Source organism: Streptomyces sp. SS8 (assembly GCF_054072955.1).
The window spans coordinates 94931-111692 of sequence record NZ_JBSVCZ010000009.1; the positions used below are offsets into that span (position 1 = coordinate 94931).

Here is a 16762-nt window from a genome sequence, read left to right on the forward strand (position 1 = left end):
GGCGTGTGTCCGGTGTGTCCGGCGGAACGGCGTGTGCCGCAGGGGTGCGCGGGCAACCCGGCCCGGCCGGCCGGGCGCGTGGGGGCCATGTGCCTGGTCCCCCGGCCGGCCGGACCGGGAGTGTGGTTGAACGTAGCACCATGCAATCTCTTGCGAAAGAGATTGCGCGGAGACGGCGGCTGTGTTTCCCGGAGATGTCCAAAGCCTTGACGCCCTTACGGGGCCCGTCTACGGTCTCCTGCGCGAAGGCTTTCAGGTTTTTTCAGTCTTCTTGCAGCAAGAGCATTCACTGCTCCACCGCCTTACGGGCGCGGCGCGTTGCCCCCAGGCAGGCACTCGCATCTGCTTCCCCCACAGGAGGAAACGTGGCCAGGAGATCCGCAGCCGCCACACTCGCGCTTGTCGCGGGCATGGCAGGATCGCTCATCATCGTTCCCGGGTCGGCACAGGCGGCCCCGCCCGGGACCAAGGACGTCACCGCCGTTCTCTTCGAGTGGAACTTCGACTCGATCGCCCGTGAGTGCACCAGCAGGCTCGGCCCGGCCGGCTACGGCTTCGTCCAGGTCTCCCCGCCCCAGGAGCACATCCAGGGCAGCCAGTGGTGGACCTCCTACCAGCCGGTCAGCTACAAGATCGCCAGTCGGCTCGGCAACCGCTCGCAGTTCCAGAACATGGTCAACACCTGCCACACGGCCGGTGTGAAGGTCGTCGTCGACACGGTGATCAACCACATGTCGGCGGGCAGCGGTACCGGCACCGGCGGCTCGTCGTACACCAAGTACAACTACCCCGGCGTCTACAGCGGTGCCGACATGGACGACTGCCGGTCCACGATCAGCAACTACCAGGACCGGTACAACGTCCAGAACTGCGAACTGGTGGGCCTGGCCGACCTCGACACCGGCGAGCCCTACGTCCGCAGCCGGATCGCGGCCTACATGAACGACCTGCTCTCGCTCGGCGTGGACGGCTTCCGGATCGACGCGGCCAAGCACATGCCCGCCGGCGACCTGGCGGCCATCAAGTCCCAGCTGAACAACCCGAACGTCTACTGGAAGCAGGAGGCGATCCACGGCGCCGGCGAGGCCGTCTCGCCCACCGAGTACCTCAACAACGGCGATGTGCAGGAGTTCCGCTACGCCCGGGACCTCAAGCGCGTGTTCAACAACGAGAGGCTCGCCTACCTCAAGAACTACGGCGAGGGCTGGGGCTACATGAGCTCCGGCAAGTCCGGTGTCTTCGTGGACAACCACGACACCGAGCGCGGCGGTGACACCCTCAACTACAAGAACGGCTCCGCCTACACCCTGGCCAACGTCTTCATGCTGGCCTGGCCGTACGGCGCCCCGGACGTCCACTCCGGCTACGAGTGGAGCAACTACGACGCCGGCCCGCCCAACGGCGGCCACGTGAACGCCTGCTGGCAGGACGGCTGGAAGTGCCAGCACGCCTGGCGCGAGATCTCCTCCATGGTCGCCTTCCGCAACGAGACGCGCGGGCAGGCCGTCGTCAACTGGTGGGACAACGGCAACGACGCCATCGCCTTCGGCCGCGGGAACAAGGGCTACGTCGCCATCAACCACGAGACGTACTCGATCTCCCGCACCTTCCAGACCTCGCTGCCGGGCGGCACCTACTGCGATCTCCAGAACGGCGGCAAGGTCACCGTGAACGGCTCCGGCCAGTTCACCGCCACCCTCAACCCCGGCACCGCCATAGCCCTGCGCGGCGGCTCCCGCTGCTAGCACCCCGGGCGCCCCGGCGCCGCACGTGACCGCTCCGAGAACCGGCCGCCCGGACCCCGGCCCACTTCCCCGCCGCCGGGCCGGGCGGCCCACGGCCCTCTCCAGGGCTCCCTCCACAGGTCATCCCCCACACGCAGCGCGACACCGCGCACCACGCACCACGCACCACGCACAGATCACCGCACCCGAGGAGAGCGACCCGTGACAGGTCCCCTGGCGCGCAGAGGAGTGGCCGCGAGCATCGCGGCCGCACTCCTGGCGACGCTCATCACCGCGGCGGCCCCCGCCAAGGCCGCACCGCCGCCGCCGTCCGACGCGAAACTGGCCGCCGAGCCCACCCGGCACGACCTGACACGGGAGCAGTTCTACTTCGTCCTGCCCGACCGCTTCGCCAACGGGGACCGCTCCAACGACCGCGGCGGGCTGGAGGGCGACCGCCTGACCACCGGCTACGACCCCACCCACAAGGGCTTCTACCAGGGCGGCGACCTCAAGGGCCTGACGGAGAAGCTCGACTACATCAAGGGCCTGGGCACCACCGCCATCTGGATGGCGCCCATCTTCAAGAACAAGCCGGTCCAGGGTGAAGGGGAGAACACCTCCGCCGGCTACCACGGCTACTGGATCACCGACTTCACCCAGGTCGACCCGCACTTCGGCACCAACGACGACCTGCGGAAGCTGATCGACGCCGCCCACGACAAGGGCATGAAGGTCTTCTTCGACGTCATCACCAACCACACCGCCGACGTGGTGGACTACGAGGAGAAGTCCTACTCCTACCTGTCCAAGGGCGCCTTCCCCTACCTCACCGAGGACGGCGAGCCCTTCGACGACGCCGACTACGCCGCCGGGGGGAAGTTCCCGCGGACCGGCCGCGACTCCTTCCCGCGCACCCCGGTCGTTCCGGCCGCCGAGAAGGACGTGAAGGTCCCCGGCTGGCTCAACGACCCGCAGATGTACCACAACCGGGGCGACTCCACCTTCGCCGGGGAGAGCGCCCTGCACGGCGACTTCCACGGCCTGGACGACCTGTGGACCGAGCGTCCCGAGGTCGTCGAGGGCATGAAGAAGATCTACCAGCGGTGGGTGAAGGACTTCCGGATCGACGGCTTCCGTATCGACACGGTCAAGCACGTCAACATGGAGTTCTGGACCCAGTGGGCCACCGCCCTGGACGCCTACGCCGCGAAGCAGGGCCGCGAGGACTTCTTCATGTTCGGCGAGGTCTACTCCTCCGACCCCGCCCAGATGGCCCCCTACGTCACCCGCGGCAAGCTGGACGCCACCCTCGACTTCGGCTTCCAGGAGGCGGCCCGCTCCTACGCCTCCCAGGGCGGGCCGGCGGCCAAGCTGTCGGACCTGTTCGCCCAGGACTACCGCTACACCACCGGCCGCTCCAACGCGTACGAGCAGGTCACCTTCACCGGCAACCACGACATGGGCCGCATCGGCGCCTTCCTGCGCCAGGACAACCCCGGCGCCGATGACGCCGAGCTGCTCAAGCGGGCCGGGCTCGCCAACGAGCTGATGTTCCTCAGCCGCGGCAACCCGGTGATCTACTACGGCGACGAGCAGGGCTTCACCGGCACCGGCGGCGACCAGGACGCCCGCCAGACCCTCTTCGCCTCCAAGGTGCCCTCCTACCTGGACGAGGAGAGGAACGACCGGATCGGCACCGACCGCACCCACGCCGAGGACGCCTACGACACCTCCCACCCCCTGTACCGCTCCATCGCCGCCCTGTCGAAGCTGACCCGCGAGCACCCCGCCCTGCGCGACGGCGTCCAGACCGAGCGGTACGCGCACAGCGGCGACGGCCCCGGCGTGTACGCCTTCACCCGCACCGACGCCGAGCGGCGCACCGAGTACCTCGTCGCCGCCAACAACGGTGAGAAGGCCCGCACCGTCGAGATCCCCACCGGCTCGCCGGGCACCGCGTTCCGCCAGATCCACGGCGGCGACGCCACCGTGCGCACCGGGTCGGACGCGAAGCTCACCGTCACCGTCCCGGCCCTGTCCACCGCGGTGTTCAAGGCGGCGAAGCCGCTGCCCGCCCCCGCCGCCGCGCCCACCGTCGAGCTGGAGGCCCCCGCCGCGGGCGCCACCGGAACCGTCGAGATCACCGCGAACGTCGGGGGAGGAGACGGCGACGGGCTGGACCGCGTCGTCTTCGCCGCCCGGACGGGCAACGGGAAGTGGCAGACCCTCGGCACCGCCGACCACGCCCCCTACAAGGTCACCCAGCACATCGGCCCTGACGTGAGGGCCGGAACGCCGCTGCGCTACAAGGCCGTCGTGGTCGACTCCAGGGGCCGCACCGCCTCCGACACCGCCTCCTCGGCCGCCGGCCAGGCCCCGCCGCCCGAGAAGCCCTCGGCCGTCGAGCGGGACTGGGCCGTCGTCCACTACCAGCGCCCGGACGGCGACTACGAGGGCTGGAAACTGGTCGCCGGCGACCGGACCGCCGACTTCACCGGCCGCGACGCCTACGGCGCCTTCGCCTGGGTCAGGCCGGCCGACGGCGAGGGCGAGGTGTCCTTCACCGTCACCAAGGACGGTGTGGACGACGGTCCCGAGCGCACCGTCGACCTGGCCAGGACCGGCGAGGTGTGGGTCGAGCAGGGCAGCGACGAGACGCTGTCCGAGCGCCCCGAGGGCGTCTACCCGCCGCAGGACGGGAAGAAGGCCGTCCTGCACTACCACCGCCCGGACGGCGACTACGACGGCTGGGGCCTGCACACCTGGACCGGCGCCGCCGAGCCCACCGACTGGTCCAGGCCGCTGACGCCGGTGAGGGAGGACGCCTTCGGCGTCACCTTCGAGGTGCCGCTCGCCGAGGGCGCGACCTCGCTGAGCTACATCATCCACAAGGGCGACACCAAGGACGAGAACGCCGACCAGTCACTGGACTTCGCCACCCACGGCCGCGAGGTCTGGAAGCTGTCCGCCACCCCCGGCTACCTGCTGCCCACCACCGGCAGCGCACCCGACCTGGACCTGGGCGCGGCCGAGGCCCAGTGGATCGACCGGGACACCGTCGCCTGGAAGGTCAAGGCCACCGACGCCACCAGCCAGCAGCTCGCCTACGACACTCGCGGCACCATCGCGGTCCAGGACGGCGCCCTGAACCACGAGGGCCGCTGGCTGCGGCTGAACCCCGTGCCCGGCGGGCTGAGCGACGCGCAGAAGGAGAGGTTCCCGCACCTTAAGGACTACCCGGCCTTCCGCATCGACCCCCGCGACCGCGACCGGGTGCGCACCGCCCTGCGCGGCCAGCTCGTCGCCACCCAGCGCAATGCCGAGGGCGCGCTGCTGGCGGCGACCGGGGTGCAGATCCCCGGCGTGCTGGACGACCTCTACGGCGAGAAGGCGGCCGGGGCCGACCTCGGCCCGGTCTTCGACCGCAAGGGCAGCCCCACCCTGTCGGTGTGGGCGCCCACCGCGCAGCAGGTCTCCCTCGAACTGGACGGCCGCACCGTGCGGATGCGCCGCGACGACGCCACCGGCGTGTGGAGCGCGCGCGGCAACCGGAGCTGGACGGGCAAGCCGTACCGCTACCACGTGAAGGTCTGGGCGCCCTCGGTGGGCAAGCTGGTCACCAACAAGGTCACCGACCCCTACTCCACCGCCCTGACCACCGACTCCGAGAAGAGCCTGGTCGTCGACCTGTCCGACCCGGAACTGGCCCCCAGGGGCTGGAAGGGCCTGGACAAGCCGGCCCCCACCCCGCTGCGCGACGCGCAGATCCAGGAACTGCACATCCGCGACTTCTCCGTCGCCGACCCCACGGTGAGCGACGAACACCGCGGCGGCTACCTGGCCTTCACCGAGGGCTCGGCCGACGGCATGAAGCACCTCGGGAAGCTGGCGGACGCGGGCACCTCCCACGTCCACCTGCTGCCCTCGTACGACATCGCCTCCATCCCCGAGCGCGCCGCCGGGAGGGCCGAGCCCGCCTGCGACCTGGCGGCCCTGCCCGCCGACTCCGGCGAGCAGCAGGAGTGCATCGGGAGGATCCGCGACAAGGACGCCTACAACTGGGGCTACGACCCGCTGCACTACACCGTGCCCGAGGGCTCGTACGCCACCGACGCCGAGGGCACCACCCGCACCGTCGAGTACCGGAGGATGGTCAAGAGCCTGAACGAGGCCGGACTGCGGGTCGTGCTGGACGTGGTCTACAACCACACCATGGCCGCCGGGCAGGACGAGCAGTCCGTCCTGGACCGCATCGTGCCCGGCTACTACCACCGCCTGCTGGCCGACGGCACGGTGGCCACCTCCACCTGCTGCGCCAACACCGCGCCCGAGCACACCATGATGGGCAAGCTCACGGTCGACTCCATCGTCACCTGGGCGAAGCAGTACAAGGTGGACGGCTTCCGCTTCGACCTGATGGGCCACCACCCCAAGGCCAACATCCTGGCCGTCCGCGAGGCGCTGGACGCACTCACGCCCGAGAAGGACGGCGTCGACGGCAGGAACATCATCCTCTACGGCGAGGGCTGGAACTTCGGCGAGGTCGCCGACGACGCCCGCTTCGTCCAGGCCACGCAGAAGAACATGGCCGGCACCGGCATCGCCACCTTCTCCGACCGGGCCCGCGACGCGGTGCGCGGCGGAGGCCCCTTCGACGCCGACCCCGGAGTCCAGGGCTTCGCCAGCGGCCTGTACACCGACCCCAACTCCTCGGACGCCAACGGCAGCCGGGCCGAACAGCGGCAGCGGCTGCTGCACTACCAGGACCTGATCAAGGTCGGGCTGTCCGGCAACCTCGCCGACTACACCTTCACCGACACCTCCGGCAGGCGGGTCACCGGCTCGCAGGTCGACTACAACGGCTCACCGGCCGGATACGCCGCCGCCCCCGGCGAGGCGCTCGCCTACGCCGACGCCCACGACAACGAGACCCTCTACGACGCCCTGGCGTTCAAGCTGCCCCGGGACACCCCGGCCGCCGACCGGGCCCGTATGCAGGTGATCGCCATGGCCACCGCCGCCCTCTCCCAGGGGCCGGCCCTCAGCCAGGCGGGCAGCGATCTGCTGCGCTCGAAGTCGCTGGACCGCAACTCCTACGACTCCGGCGACTGGTACAACGCCGTCCACTGGAACTGCGAGGCGGGCAACGGCTTCGGCCGCGGGCTGCCGCCGGCCTGGGACAACGAGGACAAGTGGCCGTACGCGAAGCCGCTGCTGACCCTGGCCGACCTCTCGCCCTCCTGCGGGGAGATCCAGGGCGCCTCCGCCGCCTACCGCGACCTGCTGGAGATCCGCTCCACGGAAGAGGTCTTCAGCCAGTCCACGGCGGCCGGGGTCCAGCGGGTGCTGTCCTTCCCGCTGTCGGGCCAGGAGGAGACCCCGGGCGTGATCACCATGCGCCTGAAGGGCGGCGACCGCGATCTGGTGGTCGTCCTCAACGCCACCCCCGAGCGGCGGACGCAGACCGTCTCCTCGCTCGCCGGCACCTCCTACGCACTGCACCCGGTGCAGGCGAAGGGCTCCGACGAGGTGGTCCGCGGCGCCGCCTTCGACGGGGACAAGGGCGCCTTCACGGTGCCGCCGCGCACGGTGGCGGTGTTCGCCGCGCGGTGACCCGCGCGGGACGGTGGACGGAAGACACCCCGGGGCGGGGCCGGTGACAGCCGGCCCCGCCCCGGGGCGCGTCCTGCCCGCGGCCCGCCCGCCGGGCGTGCCGGCCGGTGCTCAGTCCCACCAGAAGGACCACAGACTCCGGCCGGTCAGCCATCTGTCCGCGTAGCGCGAGATCGATCCGGCGCCCTGCCGCACCACCCAGGGGCAGAACGCGTAGTGCTCGGCCGCCACCGGCAGGGCCTGGGCCGCGGTGCGGGGCGGGTCCGGCACCGACAGGTGCAGCACGTCCGGCTCCAGCGCCACCACCCGCGTGCCGAAACGCTCCTCCCAGGAGCGCAGCACCGTGCCGTACCCCTCGAAGTCCTCGCCGGATGCCAGGGTGCCCGACCAGCCGATGACGGCGGGTATGTCCGCGCTCCGCGCCGCCGGGACCAGGGCCATCCGCGGGCGCCGCAGGGTGCCGCGCGTCACCAGCGCGCGGGCCGCCCCGGCCGCCGCCGCGTCCGGATCGCCGCCCGCGCGCGAGGGGCGCGCGAGTTCGGGCGGGCGCCTGCCGTACGGCCGCAGCGCCGGTATCTCGCCTACCTTCCGGCCGCCCGGCTCCCACGCGGCGTGCCGCCTCCACCAGGCGGCCAGCACACCGGCGGCTGCCGCCCCGGCGCCGGTCGCGGCGCTGCCGCCCGTCCCGCCGTCCCCGCCCCCGTCCTGCGGCGGGGGCAGCAGATCGTCCTCCACCGCGGTGCCCCGGACGTGCGTGCCCAGCAGCACGGGCCACAGCCCGGTGGCGTCCCGCACCGGGCGCATCCGCTCCCAGCCGTCCGGCCCGGCGGGCTCGTCGGCGCGCCACAGCAGCGGCTCGGGCAGCCTGCCGAGCACCGTCCGGTCGACCAGCGTGCCCGGCGGCAGCGCCGCCGACGCCGCGAGCGAGCGCAGATGCGGTGCCTTGGTGCTCGGTCCACGGGTCACATGAGTCACGACGTCGAAACTACCCGCCGTCCGCCCTCCCGGGAACGAGCGCCAGCACTCTGGCCACCAGTTCCGCGAACGGGCCGTCGGCGGGCTCCCGTTCCACGACACGGCGGAGCACTCCGGCCGTCTCCTCGTCGAACGCGGCCGTCACCGCGGCCAGCGCCAGCAGGTCGTGGACGAGCTGCCGCTCCAGCTCCCGGCGCGGTATCGAGCGGTCGGCCAGCCAGCTGAGCGCCGTGGTCTCGGCGACACCGACCCAGGTACGGATCACCAGGGACACGCGGGGGCCGGGGTCGGTGAGTTCCAGATGGGCCAGGAGCTGCTCGTACGCGGCCTGCCGCACCTCCTCGACCACGGCCTCGCTGCGCACCGAACCGCCGCGCAGCAGCGCCGAGAAGCCCGGCGCGTGCTCCTCGGCGAAGTCGAAGTAACGCCCCATCACCAGCAGCAGCCGCAGGCTGAACGGGCCCTCGTGCGGTACGTGGAACCGGGCGGACAGCTCGTCGGCGGCCCGCCGCACCGCCGCCTCGTAGAGGCTGTACTTGCCCGGGAAGTAGTGGTAGACCAGCGGCCTCGATATCCCCGCCGCGGTGGCGATGTCGTCGATGGAGACGTCCTCGGGTGGACGGTCGCTGAATAACCTCAATGCGACGTCGATCAGTTGCTGCCGACGCTCCTCGACACCCATCCTGCGGCGTACCCCGGTGGTCATGGGAACACCCTAGCGAGCGCCGCGGACACCGGCCGCCCCGTCCGGGTGCGGAGACGGCGGGAAGACAGCCGTCAGGCGGCCGGGGGAGGGCCGGCGGGGGCCCCGGCACCGGGCCGCCCGCCGCCGCCCGGCGTCAGGCCGTGCGCCACCCGGAGAACTCCACCGTGCCGGCCGTGCCGCCCGCCGCGGTCATGCCCGGCCCGGCGTCCTGCCGTCCGGCCGCGCCCGGCACCCGCACCGTCGCCACCGTCCGCCAGCTCGCGCCGCCGTCGCCGGACAGCTCGCCGGTGTACTCGGCGCCCGCGCGCCGCAGCCGCAGCAGCACCGGGGCCTTCACCCCGGTGATCCGCCGGTAGGAGTCCAGCGTGCCGTCGCCGTCAAAGTCGTAGGACAGCACCACCCCGTTGGCCGGGGTCACCGACAGGTTGACGAAGCCCGGCGAGCCGGCCCGCGACAGGTCGTTGCGGACGATGATCCCAGCCCTCGCCCACGGCCCGGTCTCCGCCTGGGAGTCGACCCGCACCGTCACCGAGCCCCGCTCGCCGAGCCCGCCCGGCCGGTACACGGCGCCGAACTCCGCGGTGCCCTTCCACAGGTCCGCACCCCCGCCGTGCACGGCGTACCGCTCGCCCACCCGGCCGAAGACCGCCCCGTTGGTGGAGACCGTGCGCAGCCCCGACGGCAGCGGCCCGGCCAGGAACAGCGAACCGCCCAGCTCCGTGCGCACCCGGCGCCCGCCCTCGGGCCCGTACCGCGCCGTCAGGCCGTACGACAGCTCCCGCAGCGGCGCGGTCAGCGGCCGGTCGGGTGCGGTCACCCGCCAGCGGACCCGGGCCCGGCCGCCGGGCGGCACACGGTCCGCGGTGGTGGGGTCCAGCGGCACCGCCCGCAGACCGGTGGAGCCGGTGGACAGGGCGAACTCGACCGGGCCCGCGGCCCGCAGCCCGTTGGTGTTGGTGAAGGAGGCGGTCAGCAGCCCGCGCCCGCCCGGCTCCAGCGCCCCCGGCTCCAGCGCGGCCTCCAGCCGCCCCTGGTAGGGCGCGCGGGCGAGGCCGTCGCGCACGCGCAGCGCGGTGGCGTACGCATCGCCCGAGGGCCGCAGCGGATACTCCCGGCGCTCCCGCGTCCAGGGCTCCTCGACCGCGTACCAGTCGATCGGCGCGGGCGGGCGGCCCGAGGCCAGAGCGGCGTCCAGCTCGTCCAGCAGCAGCCGCCAGCGCGGCAGGTGGAAGTCGCCCGTCAGCCCCTGCCAGTCGCGGTTGGCGTAGTCGTGCAGCTTTCCGGCGTCGGCGGTGGCCCGCTCGCCCCACACCGTCAGCAGGACCCGGGCGGTGCGCTCCAGCTCCGCCGCCTCCCCGGGAGAGGCCGCCATGCGGCGGGCGGCGTCCGTCCACGGGCCCAGCAGGAACATCCGGTGGGTTCCGGCCAGTTCGTCGGTGAGCGTCATCAGCCGCAGCCACAGCGCCGACAGCTCCCGGAAGGTCCCCAGGTCACCGCCCTCGTAGGCGGCGCGCAGCTGGGGCAGCAGCACCCGGCTGCGGTTGGCCAGGGCCTGCCGGGCGACGTCCACCAGATCGTGGCGGTAGGCGTCGCCGCCGCGCAGGGCGGGGGCGGCCTCCAGCAGCCCGTCCAGGGCGGCGTCGAAGCGCGCCGGGTCGTAGGTCAGCTCGGTGGGGCCGTACTGCCCGGCCCGGGTGGCGGCGAGGTCGGGGCGGGCGGCGAAGAGGCTGTCGTGGGCGAAGCCGTAGAGCTTCGCTTGGTGCCGGTAGGCGGTGTCGTGCAGCGCCCGCCAGGCCTCCCGCGCCTGCGGGTCGGCTCCGCCGTAGCGGTACCCGGCGTACCGGGCGAACCAGCCGGGCAGGTCCACCGGGGCGTCGCGCCAGGCCAGTTCGGAGAAGAAGTCGAAGGCGGCCGGGTCGCGGTCGGCGGCCTCCGGCAGGTACGCGGTGCCGGCCAGGGCGCTGCCGGGCTTGCCGCGCCAGGCGTGGAAGCGCTCGTTCCACACATGGGTCTTCGCCCCCAGCGTGGTGCGTCCGCCGAAGTTGGGGATCGCGCCGAAGCAGTAGGGGGTCCCGTTCCAGTCGGCCTCGCGGTCGTGGACGGTCTCGGTGCGCTCGGAGATGCCGTCGACGATGAGCATCCGGCCCCTGTCCACGGCGTCCACCAGCTCGCGCCGCGGGTTGTTCTGCCAGCCCAGGATCACCCACACCGCCTCCGGGTGGGCCCTGCGCAGCGCTCTCTCCACCCCGCGCGCGGCGTCGGCCACCGGCACGTCCCCCGCGTTCCCGCCCTCGTGCAGCAGGTCCATCTTGAAGTGCGAGGCGCTGCCGAACAGCTCCCGCTGGTGCCGGTAGAAGGCGGCGGCCACGTCGGCGAAGACGGAGGTGCGCGGGTCGAGCCAGTCGGGCCGGGCGAAGCCGTGCCAGGTGCCCTGCGCGACGGTGCGGGCGCCGGGGACGCGCCCGGCGAAGTCCCTCGGCACCGAGCCGTAGTAGCCGGGCAGCACCGGGTGCATGCCCAGCTCCCGCAGCCGGGCGGTGATGCGCCGGCCCAGCTCCACGCGCCGCCCGATCAGCTCCGGGCTCATCGGGCCGCCGTAGCCGCTGAGGTTCTGCAGGTGCCACCAGGGCTGGTGGGAGGGGGCGGGCAGCCAGCGGCGGGCCTCGGCGTCGGAGTAGCCGAAGTCCTTCAGCAGCCGGTGGTAGACGGCCTCCTGCCCGGCGATGACCATCACCTGATTGCAGCCGTGCAGGGCGAGCACGTCGATCAGCCGCTCCCAGTAGGGCCAGTCGGCGTAGGGGTGGGTGTAGCCGTCGTTGGTGTCGTTGAGCGCGAAGCGGTTGGGCAGCGTGGTGGAGCGCTCCAGGGGGCGCCCGGGCGCGGGCAGGGTGGCGGGCAGCTCCAGGTTGCGCCCGGCCCAGGAGATGTGCGCCGAGCAGACCTCCTTGAGGTACCAGTGCACCCCGGTGAGCAGCACGGCCGGGCTGGTGCCGGACACCTCCACCCGCCCGGCCGCGCCCGCGACCCGGAACCGCTCGGCGCCGTCCGGCGCGTCCAGCGCGGCCAGGCGGAACTGCGCGGCGTGCTCCGGCAGCAGCCGGCGCAGCGCCGCGGCGGCGGGCTCGGTGGAGAAGGGCGGCGCGGCCGCCGCCGCGCCGCCACCGCCCACCGTCAGACCCGGGCCGACCGCGGCGACGAGGGACGCAGCCGCCGTCCCGGCGCCCAGCACCGCGCGCCGGGTGAGCCCCGCGCCGCCCGTGCCCTCCACCGCCTGCGCGGCCTCGGCCGCTTCCGGCCGTCCCTGATCCAGCAGTTCCATGGAACACCTTTCGGAGAAGGGAATCCGCCCTCGCCGCCGCGGCCCGCCGGAGCCCCGGGACCCTCCGGGAGCCCGCCGGGGCCGTACGCCTGGGGCAGCCGTACCAGGCCGCCGCGCGGCGGAAACGGCTTCCCGGCGAGGACGACACGCACGGCTGCCGCCTTCCGCCGTCCGGGCGGCGCGCCATGGCCGCCCCGGGCCGCCCCCGGGGCGGCCGCCGACCCCCGTCAGCCGCGCGGCAGCACGGTGGACAGCACGGACGGCAGCCGGGTCCAGTCGGAGGTGACCACGCTCGCCCCTTCGGCCGCCAGCAGCGCCACCCGGTCGCGCGCCTGACCCTCCGTCGGAACGGTGGAGCTGATGGCGGGGGCCACGGCGTGGGCGTCGGTCATGACCAGCAGATAGCTGTGCCGGGCGTACCAGGCGGTGTCGATGCCGCCGGAGACGTACGCCGAGGCGTCGCCGTCGAAGACCACGAACCAGGGGCGCAGCGAGGCGTCCGCGTAGCGGGTGCGCGGGTCCCCGGACGCGGCGCGGTGCACGGCGGGGAAGGCGGTGGCCTCGCCCAGCCGCCCGGCGGCGGCGAGGTCGCGCAGGTGGGCGGCGTACTCGCGGTCGGTCCACAGGGTGTCGAAGGGGTTGGACTCCTCGACGGTGCCGGGGATGAGGTGGATCAGGAACTTCCCCGCCAGCGCGTCGCGGGTGGGCCAGCCCCCGCCGCGTACGGCGTCGTCGAGGGTGGCGTGCCCGGCGGCGAGGTCGCCGGGCCGGTAGAGCGCGTCGCCCAGCGTCCGGGAGACCAGGGCGTCGAACTGCGCGGGCCCGCGGCCGCGGTCGCCGGCGAAACCGTCCTTCATCTCGATCTTGATCAGCACCGGCCGGTGCCCGGGGTTGGCGTCGTGCCAGGCCCGCATGTCGGCCAGGCAGCCGGCCAGGCTCTGGTTGCGGGGCCTGGAGCGCAGCTCGGCGGGGGAGGAGGCGTTCTCGCAGTTGTTGTCGTTGACCAGCGGGCCGTCGTGGGCCACGCGCCAGCCGCCCGAGTACTTGGCCCACACGTCCAGCTCCAGCAGGGAGGCGCCGGAGTCCAACGCGTCCGCGAAGTAGGTGTACTTGTCCTTCTCGTAGGCGTTGTGCACCCCTACGGAGGTGGTGCCGGAGTAGGGCAGCGTGCCGCCTTCCGCCGCCCCGGCCGGCGCGGCCGCCACGAGCACCGTGACGATCCCGGCCGCCGCCACCGCTGTCGCCGCCCGACCTCTTCGCCGCTGAGCCATCTGCGCCGCCTTCCGTGTGTGGGGGGAGGGTCAAATCGCGCTCACAGTAGGGGAGTTGCATCGAACGGGGGAGGGGGCGCGGATGGCGCGCGGACGAACGGCGGGCGTACGGCACCGGCACGCCCCGCCGTCCGGCGGGGCGCGGGACGGGCCCGTCAGCGCCGGAAGGGGCCGGAGACCTCGAACGTCATGCCGCCCAGCCCGGCCGGATCGCCCAGGGCGCCGCGCTGGGAGGAGAAGTACAGGCGGGAGCCGTCCGGGGAGAAGGCCGGACCGGTGATCTCGGAGTCGCCGTGGCCGTCGAGCCGGATCACCGGGGCCACCGCGCCCTCGGGCGTGATCACGTTGATCTCCATGTTGCCGCCGTCCTCCGCCACGTACAGGTCGCCGCCGGAGGTGCCGGTGATGTTGTCGACCCCGTTCAGCGGGGAGTCCGCGTCGTAGACCACCGACAGCTCGCCCCGCTCGGCGTCGTAGGCCCACACCCGGTTGTCGCCCTTGGTGGTGAACCAGCAGGTCCCGCCCGCGTAGTGACAGCCCTCGCCGCCGTCGAAGTGGCGGGCGGAACCCACCTGGTGGCGCGTCTGCCTCCCGAACAGCGGCGCCGACGGATCGGGTACCTCGCGCCACTCCACACCGCCGCCGGCCGACTCGCACAGCACGTCCAGCCGGCCGCGCGACAGGTCGCCCCAGACCTCGGGGGTGTAGCGGTAGAAGCAGCCGTCCGGCTCGTCCTCGGTCAGGTAGACCACCCGCCGGTCCGGGTCGCAGGCCGCCGCCTCGTGCTTGAAGCGGCCCATCGCCTTGTGCACGACCGCCTCGCGCCGCCCGTAGGGGTCGGTCTCGAAGACCCGGCCGCGCCAGGTCTCCTCGCACGACAGCCAGGTCCGCCAGGGGGTCGCCCCACCGGCGCAGTTGAGGCTGGTCCCCTCCAGGACGCGGTAGGCCCGGTCGACCGAGCCGTCGGCGCGGAAGCGGATCGCCGAGGCGCCGCCCACCAGGGGGACCTCGGAGTTGGAGACGTAGATCCAGCCTCCCCCTTCGTCCGGGTAGCAGGCGCCGCCGTCGGGCGCCGGGTGCCACAGGATCCCGCCGACCGGCAGGCTGGAGCGGGCCACGATCCGGCTGCGGAAACCCTCCGGCAGCGCCACCCCGTTGGCGTCCGGCGCCCGCAGCGGTCCGTACGGGCCGGACGCCGCGGCGGAGGCGCCGGCCGCGGTGGCGGCGCCCTGCCACAGGGCGCCGGAGAAGGCTACGGCCCCCGCGCCGGCGGAGGCGGTCCTCAGGAAGGTGCGTCGCTGCATGCGGACTCCAGGCGTGTGAGGGAACGTGTCAGGAGCGTGTACACGTCACCATCGCGCGCCGTCGGCGCCGGGCGAAGGGAGCCGGGGGAGAAGATCCGGTGAACAGCCGTTCACACGGCCGCCGGCCCCCGGACGCGGCCGGGCGTCCGGGGGCCGTGGTCGGGGCGCGGCCCGGTGTCAGCCCAGGCGGCCCCGCGTCCGCATGGCCGCGCGCTGGGCGGCCGCCTGGGCAGGGCCCGTGACGTAGTGGGCCAGGGGGCGGGCGGCGGCCAGGGCCGCGCGGGCCGCGTTGGAGCCGCAGGCGCCGTGGACGCCGCCGCCCGGATGGGCGGAGGCGGAGGCCAGGTAGAGGCCGCGCACCGGGGTGGCGGGACGGCCGGTGCCGGGCACGGGCCGGAAGAGGAGCTGCTGGTGGACGGCCGCGGTGCCGCCGTTCAGCGCCCCGCCGACCAGGCTCTCGTCGCGCGCCTGGAGGTCCGGCGGGGCCATGACACGGCGTTCCTTGACCAGTTCGCGGAAGCCCGGGGCGCGGCGCTCCACCTCCTCCTCCATCCGGTCGGCCATGGCCTCCCGCTCGCCCGGCCCCCAGCGGCCCGTGATGCCGTCGCCGCCCGCGTCGCCGCGCACCCGCTGGGGCAGGTGGGTGTAGGCCCAGGCCGACTCGGTGCCCCTGGGGGAGCGGGTGGGGTCGGCGGTGGTCATCTGGCCCAGCAGGCAGAACGGCCGGTCCGGCACCAGGCCGGTGGCCAGCTGGGCGCTGTGGCGGGTGAGGTGGTCCATGTCGTCGGCCAGGTGGACGGTCCCCGCGCCCGCGGCGCCGGGGGAGGACCAGGGGATGGGCCCCGACAGCGCCCAGTCCACCTTGAACGTCGAGGTGTCCCACTGGAAGCGGCGGATGTCGTCCTGGAGCCGCAGGGGCAGGTGCTCCCAGTCGACCAGCCCGCCGTACAGGGCCGGGGCGGGGACGTCGGCCAGGACCGCCCGCCGCGCCCGTACGGCGTCGCCGCCGGCGGTCCGCACGCCGAGCGCGCGTCCGCCTTGGACCACCACCCGCACCACCCGGGCGTCGCAGCGCACCGTCCCGCCCCGCGACTCCAGCCGGCCCACCAGGGCCGAGGTCAGGGAGCCGGCGCCGCCGGCGGGCACCGGCCAGCCGTACTGCTGGCCCAGCATCGCCAGCAGCCAGCCGTAGACCGCTCCGGCGGTGGACTCCGGGAAGAGGTCGGTGTGCAGTGCGCATCCCGCCAGCAGCATCGGCCCGCCCCGGCCGCCGAACTCCTCCTCGCCCAGCCGCCGCACCGGCAGCAGCAGGGTGCGCAGCAGGCGCAGCCCCCCGGCCGCACGCAGCCGGGCCAGCAGCGACAGCGCGGGGCGCACCGGCGGGAAGGGGTTGAGGAGCGCGTCCAGCAGATCCGGGCCGAGCCCGTCCCACAGGCGCGTCAGCCGCAGATACGCCTCCCCGTCGCCGGGCGCGAAGGCCTCCAGGCTCGCGGCTGTCTCCTCCCGGTCCCGGTGCAGCACGGGGCAGCGCCCGTCGGGCAGCGGATGGGCCAGGACGGACGGCGCGTGGCTCCACCTCAGGCCCCAGCGCTCCAGCTCCAGGGAGCGGATGACGGGCGAGGCGGCGGCCAGCGGGTGGAAGGAGCTGAACAGGTCGCTGACGTAGTCGGGGTGGACGCCGCGGTCGCTGCGCACCGCGCCGCCGGGCTCGGACTGGGACTCCAGGACCAGCACCCGCCAGCCCGCGTCGGCCAGCAGGTTCGCGGCCACCAGTCCGTTGGGGCCGGATCCCACCACGACGGCGTCGTACGCCTCGGACATCTGCGGACAGCCTCCTGTTGCGAGGG

At 73.8% G+C, this 16762-nt stretch carries 7 protein-coding genes and 1 pseudogene; 2 read left to right on the plus strand and 6 right to left on the minus strand.

From position 1 onward, the window contains the following. Positions 1–365: 365 nt before the first annotated feature. Together ACW69E_RS11440 and pulA are read left to right on the plus strand one after the other, a co-directional pair. Positions 366–1739: pseudogene (locus tag ACW69E_RS11440) on the plus strand (alpha-amylase); the annotation flags it as partial. 207 nt (positions 1740–1946) lie between these two features. Next, positions 1947–7340 (plus strand): pullulanase-type alpha-1,6-glucosidase, encoded by a 5394-nt coding sequence (gene pulA, locus ACW69E_RS11445; protein WP_457498065.1) that lies wholly within the window; start codon positions 1947–1949, stop codon positions 7338–7340. Between the two features lie 111 nt (positions 7341–7451). Here pulA and ACW69E_RS11450 read toward each other — a convergent pair whose 3' ends face one another. The 6 genes from ACW69E_RS11450 to ACW69E_RS11475 all read right to left on the minus strand — a co-directional run bounded on the left by ACW69E_RS11450 (position 7452) and on the right by ACW69E_RS11475 (position 16736). Further along, complete coding sequence (locus tag ACW69E_RS11450) at positions 7452–8315, minus strand: DUF4253 domain-containing protein (RefSeq protein ID WP_457498066.1); 864 nt, start codon at positions 8313–8315, stop codon at positions 7452–7454. Between the two features lie 10 nt (positions 8316–8325). Then, the gene (locus tag ACW69E_RS11455; RefSeq protein ID WP_457498067.1) at positions 8326–9021 is read right to left on the minus strand and encodes a TetR/AcrR family transcriptional regulator; all 696 of its coding nucleotides are present in this window, start codon (positions 9019–9021) and stop codon (positions 8326–8328) included. A gap of 133 nt (positions 9022–9154) precedes the next feature. After that, the gene (locus tag ACW69E_RS11460) at positions 9155–12340 is read right to left on the minus strand and encodes an alpha-N-acetylglucosaminidase (protein ID WP_457498068.1); all 3186 of its coding nucleotides are present in this window, start codon (positions 12338–12340) and stop codon (positions 9155–9157) included. A 227-nt stretch (positions 12341–12567) separates the two neighbouring features. After that, positions 12568–13611 (minus strand): phosphatidylinositol-specific phospholipase C domain-containing protein, encoded by a 1044-nt coding sequence (locus tag ACW69E_RS11465; protein ID WP_457498069.1) that lies wholly within the window; start codon positions 13609–13611, stop codon positions 12568–12570. Between the two features lie 155 nt (positions 13612–13766). Next, entirely contained in the window at positions 13767–14915 is a 1149-nt protein-coding gene (locus ACW69E_RS11470) for an alkaline phosphatase PhoX (protein ID WP_457498070.1), read from the minus strand. 177 nt (positions 14916–15092) lie between these two features. Further along, the gene (locus tag ACW69E_RS11475) at positions 15093–16736 is read right to left on the minus strand and encodes a phytoene desaturase family protein (protein WP_457498071.1); all 1644 of its coding nucleotides are present in this window, start codon (positions 16734–16736) and stop codon (positions 15093–15095) included. Positions 16737–16762: the final 26 nt, after the last annotated feature.